General features: G+C 67.2%; 8 protein-coding genes. 2 read left to right on the top strand and 6 right to left on the bottom strand.

Going from position 1 to position 6,181, the window contains the following annotated elements:
* The 6 genes from OXU42_01020 to OXU42_00995 form a co-directional block, all read right to left on the bottom strand.
* On the bottom strand, positions 1–184 hold a 184-nt coding region (locus tag OXU42_01020), incomplete at its 3' end, for an FAD-binding protein (protein MDE0027971.1).
* Complete coding sequence (locus tag OXU42_01015) at positions 184–939, bottom strand: hypothetical protein (GenBank protein MDE0027970.1); 756 nt, start codon at positions 937–939, stop codon at positions 184–186. The genes OXU42_01020 and OXU42_01015, both read right to left, overlap by 1 nt.
* Before the next feature lie 120 nt (positions 940–1,059).
* Positions 1,060–1,263, bottom strand: a complete 204-nt coding sequence (locus OXU42_01010) for a hypothetical protein (GenBank protein ID MDE0027969.1) — start codon at positions 1,261–1,263, stop codon at positions 1,060–1,062.
* A gap of 3 nt (positions 1,264–1,266) precedes the next feature.
* Positions 1,267–2,145: a CoB--CoM heterodisulfide reductase iron-sulfur subunit B family protein gene (locus OXU42_01005; GenBank protein MDE0027968.1), complete on the bottom strand. Its 879-nt coding sequence runs from the start codon at positions 2,143–2,145 to the stop codon at positions 1,267–1,269.
* On the bottom strand, positions 2,142–3,098 hold the full coding sequence (locus OXU42_01000; GenBank protein ID MDE0027967.1) for a 2Fe-2S iron-sulfur cluster-binding protein: 957 nt from the start codon (positions 3,096–3,098) through the stop codon (positions 2,142–2,144). The genes OXU42_01005 and OXU42_01000 overlap by 4 nt, the downstream gene beginning before the upstream one ends.
* Before the next feature lie 81 nt (positions 3,099–3,179).
* The gene (locus OXU42_00995; protein ID MDE0027966.1) at positions 3,180–4,793 is read right to left on the bottom strand and encodes an FAD-binding protein; all 1,614 of its coding nucleotides are present in this window, start codon (positions 4,791–4,793) and stop codon (positions 3,180–3,182) included.
* Positions 4,794–5,019: 226 nt separating this feature from the next.
* On the opposite strand from OXU42_00995, the gene OXU42_00990 reads away from it, so the two are divergent.
* Both OXU42_00990 and OXU42_00985 read left to right on the top strand, forming a co-directional pair.
* Positions 5,020–5,715, top strand: a complete 696-nt coding sequence (locus OXU42_00990; GenBank protein ID MDE0027965.1) for a uracil-DNA glycosylase — start codon at positions 5,020–5,022, stop codon at positions 5,713–5,715.
* 120 nt (positions 5,716–5,835) lie between these two features.
* A complete protein-coding gene (locus tag OXU42_00985; protein ID MDE0027964.1) occupies positions 5,836–6,156 on the top strand; it encodes an antibiotic biosynthesis monooxygenase in 321 nt (106 codons plus the stop codon).
* Positions 6,157–6,181 lie beyond the last annotated feature (25 nt).

The raw sequence follows: 6,181 nt of genomic DNA, 5'->3' as shown, positions 1-6,181 counted from the left end.
TGCCCATGGCGGCGGCGATGCCGCCCTCGGCCATGACCGTGTGGGCCTTGCCCAGGAGCGACTTGCAGATGATGGCGGTCTTGCACCCCTTGTCGTGGGCCTCGATGGCGGCCCGCAGCCCAGCGCCGCCGGCCCCCACCACGACCACATCGTAATCGTGTGTCTCGTAGCTCTCGCCGGCCATCAGATGAACCTCAGATCCTGGATGACGCCGTGGGCCAGCAGCCGGACGTAGACGTCGGTCAGCCCCACCCATACGAGGCTCGTCCAGGCGATCTGCATGTGCTTCTCGTTGAGCTTGGTGACGATGCCCCAGGCCTTGTAGCGTCCGGGCGCGGCCTTGAAGCTGTTGAGGCCGCCGCCGCACAGGTGGCGGCACGAGTGGCACGAGAAGCTGTAGAGCGACAGCAGGGCCGCGTTGGCGATGAGCACCAGGGTGCCCAGGCCGATGCCGAAGCTGCCGCCGAAGTTGAAGGCGATGATGGCGTCCCACCACAGGAACGCCAGGATCGGCAGCGACGCCCAGAAGAAGTAGCGGTGGACGTTCTGCAGGATGAAGGGGAAGCGGGTCTCGCCCGAGTAGCCGCTTGCGGCGTCCCGCACCGCGCAGGCCGGCGGCGACCAGAAGAACGACCGGTAGTAAGCCTTGCGGTAGTAGTAGCAGGTCAAGCGGAAACCGCCCGGGATCCACAGGATCAGGATGGCCGGCGACCAGTTGTACCACGAGCCGAACAGCGGCACGCTCACGTGCTCGCAGTTGATGGCGAGGCACGGCGAGTAGAAGGGCGAAAGGTACGGGTCCGCGTAGTAGTTGCCGTTCTGCAACGCGGCCCAGGTCGAGTAGACGGCGAAGGCGCCCAGACCCAGCACCACCAGCATGGGTTCCAGCCACCACGTATCCTGCCGCAAGGTTCTCTTGTCGATTGCTAAGGTGCTCATGATTCGGTGCTCTTCGCACTCCTTTGGTGTGATTTGCGGAATTCAGGCGGCGCGCCCCGGAGCGGAGGTCGTGCGCCGCGCGCCGACCGTCACGGCCCCGTCAAGCCGTTCGTCCCCTTCTCACTGCCGCTTCCGGACCACCTCGTAGCCCAGCTCGTCGATGCCGGAGAGGATCTCCGCCAAGGCGGTCTCGTCCTCGACCCAGGCGTGGCCGAGGCGCACCTTGACGGCGTAGTAGAAGCCGAAGGGACGCTGCGACTTGCGAAACTTGAACAGTTCCCGCGCAAGGTTGACGGGATTGGGCTTGTAGTCCTGCTCGCCCATCCCTTACGTCAGCATGTCGACCTTGTCGTTGACCGCCTTGGTGGACACGATGTGCTTGCCGAGCTGCATCTCGTCGGCGTCGAACCCCAGGGCCAGGCCCAGGAGCTGCGGCAGATGGATGATCGGCAGATTGATCTTCTCGCCCTTCAGGCTCTCGGCCCTGGGCTGGTTGCCGTCGAGGTTCAGGTGGCACAGCGGGCACGGCGTCACCATGCAGTCGGCGCCGTTCTGTTTCGACTCGCCCGCGTGCTTGGCCACCATGCCGAGGGAGCTTTCCTCGTTGGCGGTGAGCACTGGGAAGCCGCAGCACTTGGTCTTGCCGCTGATGTCCACGTTCTCCGCTCCCAACAGTTGTGTGAGGTCCTCAAGGTAGCCCCGGCGTCCGCCCACCTCCTTGGTGGGCACCATGATGGGGCCGGGCCGGCGCAGGAAGCAGCCGTAGAACGGCGAGACCTTGAGCCCTTCGAGGGGGCGCTGGATCAGCGACTTGAGCTTCTCGACGCCGAGGTCCTCGAACAGCACCCACAACATGTGCTTGACCTCGGTGGTGCCCTGGTACGACAACCCTTCCTCCGCCAGGTACTCGCGGTTGATCTCCTCGCGGTACTCGGCGTCCTGCAGCCGGTGGTTGGCTTGGCTGAAGACGCCCTGGCAGGTGCTGCAGATGGTCATGATGGGCAGCCCCATCTGCTCGGCCTTGGCGAAGGTGCGCGCGTTGATGGGGTCCGACAGGTGCGTGGGCATGCAGCCCGCGCCCGTGCACGCCACGTCGCTCATCTCCTCGAGCTCGATGTCCAGCTTCTCGGCGACCTTGACGGCCGCGGTGTACAGCTCGGGACAGCCGCCCTTGGCCACACATCCGGGGTAGAACGCGTATTTCACTTGGAATCCTCCGCTTTCTCGATGATGCGCTTGATCTGATCGGCGCCCGGGCGCTTCTCGTGCCGGCCGGGCATCTTCCCGCGCGTCATCGCGCGCACCGCGGTGGGCACGAGCTTCATGAGGCCGCCGATGTTGGTCAGCCCCTCGGTCTCCATCACCAGCTTGCGCTCGTCGAGCCAGCCGGTCTGCTTCACCGAGTTGATGAAGCTGTTGTGATGGCGGGCGACCTTCTCGTTCTTGATGCCGTGCTTGAAGGAGACGTCGCGCATCTCCATGATCTTGCTGGACGGTTCGAGCCCGCGCGCGCACTTGCCGTTGGCCTCGTAGCAGTGGACGCAGTCCCACAGGCCCTTGGGCTGCTCCACCACCGCCAAGCGCCCCTCTTTCTTGGCGCCTGCCTCGCGCGGGTCCATGACGAAGCGGTAGCCCTTGACCATGGCCGCGGGTCCGAGGAAGTCGAAGTCCACCGGCAGCACCGCGCAGCCCTCGTCGCACAGGCCGCACTGGTAGCAGCTCATGGTCTTGCGCACGTCCGCCATCTCCGACTCGGGAATCAGGTTCTCCGTCGGCGCGAACTCGTCTTCCGGCTCCATCCACGGCTTCATCGCGGCCATCTTGTCCCAGGTGAACCTGTCCATGTCGAACACCAGGTCCTTGATCACCGGGATGTTGCGCACCGGCGCGCACAGGATCTCCGGACCTTTCTTGGTGACGTCGGCGATCTTGGTGGTGCAGGTGAACTGGGCGCGCCAGTTGATCCGCACCGCGCACTCGCCGCAGGTGCCCTGGCAACAGGAGGCCCGGAAGGCCAGGGTGTCATCCTGCTCGTCCCGGATCTTCTGGAGCCCGTCCAGCACGGTGGCGTCCTCCGGCAGGTCGACCTGGTAGGTCGAGAAGCTGGACTCGCCGCCGTTCTCCGGGTCCTCGCGGTGAACCTTGTAGGTGACTTCCATGGTCCCTCCTTGCCGGTCCGCTGTCCCGTCCCCATCGCCATCCATGCCGGACGGGATCGGGCGGGCCACCGGCGCCGGATCTTATGCCGATACCGCCTTCCGGTCGAGCTTGGGCGCGCCGTCCTGCTGGTGCACGACGGTGTGCGCCTTCCAGCTCGTGTCGTCGCGCTCGGGGAAATCGCTCCGGAGATGCGCTCCCCGGCTCTCGTTGCGGCCGCGCGCGGCCAGGGCCGCGGCTTCGGCCAGCTTCAGCATGTTCCCCAACTCGAGATAGCTCGTCAGCGCATAGTTGAAGATGCGCGACTTGTTGCCCACACGGAGCTTGCCGTGCCGTTCCCGCAGCGTGCGGATCTTCTCCTGTGCCTCGGTCAACCCCGCGTCGCTGCGCGTCACGCCGAGGTTCGCGTGCATCACCTCGCCGAGCTCGCGATGGATGGTTCCCATCGTATCGCCCGAGGAGCCGCCGGAGGTGATTTCCGCCAGCCGTCCGCCGTCCCGCGCCGCCTGGTCCGTGGATGCGCTCCGTGCGCCCGCGGACTTGGCATGGGCGGCGGCCGCTTCGCCGACGCGCTTGCCGAACACCACCGCCTCCGTGAGCGTGTTTCCCGGCATCCTCCCGGCGCCGTGGACGCCGCTGTGGGCGCATTCGCCGACCGCGAAGAGTCCCGCCACCGAGGTTTCTCCGGAAGCGTTGGCATCGAGTCCGCCCATGGCGCGGTGCGCCACCGGCTGCACCGGGACGGGAACCTGGGTGATGTCGAGCCCGGCCATGAGCCGGACGACTTCGGCGGCGCCGGGGAAGCGGGAGGTCAGGTTCTCCACCGGCCGCAGGTCCAGCGAGACCGGCCCGCCGCCGTTGCGTCCCGCCTTGTCCACCGCGGCCGCGAGCTGCGCCCGGGAAAGCCCCGCGGCGTCCACCACGGTGTCGCCCGCCGCGTTCACCAGCCGCGCGCCCGCGCTCAGGGCAGCCTCGCTGATCAGCGCCGTCCGGCCCGCGCTGTACACCGTGGGATGGAACTGCACCATCTCCATGTCCGCCAGCCCCACGCCCATGTCGTAGCCCAGCGCCAGTCCGTCGCCGGTGGTGCCCACGGCGGCCGTGCACGGGCGGTACGCCTGGATGAAGCCGCCGGTGGCCAGGATCACGGCGCCGGCGCTGAAGGTCTCGATCCGGCCGCTCCGGTGGTCCAGCGCCACCGCGCCGGTGCAGGCGCCGGCGTCCTGGATCAGGGAGGTGACGAACCATTCCTTGAAGCACGGGATGTCGTAGCGCTGGAACTGCTCGTGGAGCACGTGCAGGACCATGTGCCCGGTACGGTCGTCCGCGTAGGCGGCGCGCTCCACGCTGCCGGAACCCAACGCACGGCAGTCGATGCGGCCGTCCGCGTCCCGGTTGAAGGGAACGCCGACGCGTTCGAGCCACACCACCTCCCGGGCCGCTTCCGCCGCCAGAGCGTTCACCGCCTCGGAGTTGCACAGCCCGTCGCCCGCGTTCATGATGTCGTCGGCGAACCTCTGCGCGGAGTCGTCGCTGCCCAGCGGCGCGTTGATGCCCCCCGGCGACAGCGCGGAGTTCGTGCGCAACGGATGGACCTTGCTCAGCAGCGCCACCGACGCCCCGGCGCGCTTCGCCGCGATGGCCGCGCGCAGACCGGCCGCGCCTCCCCCGATAACGAGAACATCATATTCCGGCACTGGCAATCCCCTTTTTCCGGTGGACTCGCTACACGCAAATCTCAAGCATTTTGAGGCGGTATAGCAAAACCCGCTCGGACGCGTCAACGGCAGTTTCCGTGCACTCTCCGGCTTGATCCAGGCGCCGTCGCGCGACCTTGGAGCGCCCGAAAGACCGTCCCCAGTTTTCCCGCGCGGGTACGCCTCCGTTGGCGCGCCGCCCCCCGATGCGCTATGCCTCCCGGCTATGCAACGGGACTCCCTGGAGCGCGTCAACCGCGCCGTGATCCGGTGCCGGAAGTGTCCGCGGCTCGTGGCGTGGCGCGCCGAGGCGGCGGCCAATCCGCCGCGGCGCTACCACGGCCAGCCTTACTGGGCCAAGCCCCTGCCGGGTTTCGGCGACGGCACGGCGCGGGTCCTCGTCGTTGGGCTCGCGCCCGCGGCCCACGGCGGCAACCGCACCGGCCGCATGTTCACCGGCGACCGCAGCGGCGACTGGCTCTACGGCGCGCTGTTCGAACACGGTTTTGCCAGCCAGGCCGAGTCTCTGCACCGCGATGACGGCCTGACGCTCGCGGACTGCTACATCTCCGCCGCGGTGCGCTGCGCGCCGCCCGCCAACAAGCCGGCCCCGGACGAGTTTCACAACTGCCGCGACTATCTGGTACGGGAACTCCGGCTGCTCCGGCGCCTGCGCGTGGTCGTGGCCCTCGGGAAGATCGCCTTCGACTCCTACCTGAAGGCGGCCGTTGAAGTGGGCGGGACGCTCCCGCGGCCGCGTCCCCGCTTCGGCCATGGCAGCCGTCACGAGATCGGCGACCGCCTGACCCTGTTCGGCTCCTACCACCCCAGCCAGCAGAACACCTTCACGGGAAAGCTGACGGCGCCCATGTTCCACGGTGTTTTCCGGCAGGTTCGCGCGCTCCTCGACGGAGACGCGTGACGTACGAGACTCAAGACAATCAAGACAAGAACGGTGCTGTTTCCGCATCACCGTGGCGGTTTCTGTTGCCCATTTCCCGTGGGGTCAGTATGCTGGCAGACCGTCATCGACGGGCCACGGGTGAAAGACAAGAAGGAGGACTCGAAAATGCCTATCGTGCGATTGATACACGTCAATGTCGACCCCGGCCAGGCCGCGGATGCGGAACGCGTCTGGAAGGAGGATTGCGGGCCGCGGATGATCGGGCAGCAAGGTTGCAATTCCGAGCAGTTGCTGAAGTGCATCGATAGCCCGGGCGAGTACATTTCCTACGCGGAATGGGACAGCCAGGAGGACATTGATCGCTACCGCGAAAGCGAAGACCACCAAGCCATCCAGGCGCACGCGCGCTCTCTCCAAGGCGCGCGCGCCGTGGTCAAGCGGTACGAGCCCATCGACTGAGGAGGAGTGTCCTGCGTCATCATCT

The organism is Deltaproteobacteria bacterium, assembly GCA_028818775.1.
Taxonomy (GTDB): Bacteria; Desulfobacterota; Binatia; order UBA9968; family JAJDTQ01; genus JAJDTQ01.
Note: the sequence above shows the minus strand (reverse complement) of the source record. Positions and strands in the feature narration are given on the sequence as shown.

Excerpts from the sequence above, each read along its gene's own strand:
- OXU42_01015 (MDE0027970.1), bottom strand. The coding sequence starts at position 939 with ATGAGCACCTTAGCAATCGACAAGAGAACCTTGCGGCAGGATACGTGG.
- OXU42_01010 (MDE0027969.1), bottom strand. The coding sequence starts at position 1,263 with ATGGGCGAGCAGGACTACAAGCCCAATCCCGTCAACCTTGCGCGGGAA.
- OXU42_01000 (MDE0027967.1), bottom strand. The coding sequence starts at position 3,098 with ATGGAAGTCACCTACAAGGTTCACCGCGAGGACCCGGAGAACGGCGGC.
- OXU42_00990 (MDE0027965.1), top strand. The coding sequence starts at position 5,020 with ATGCAACGGGACTCCCTGGAGCGCGTCAACCGCGCCGTGATCCGGTGC.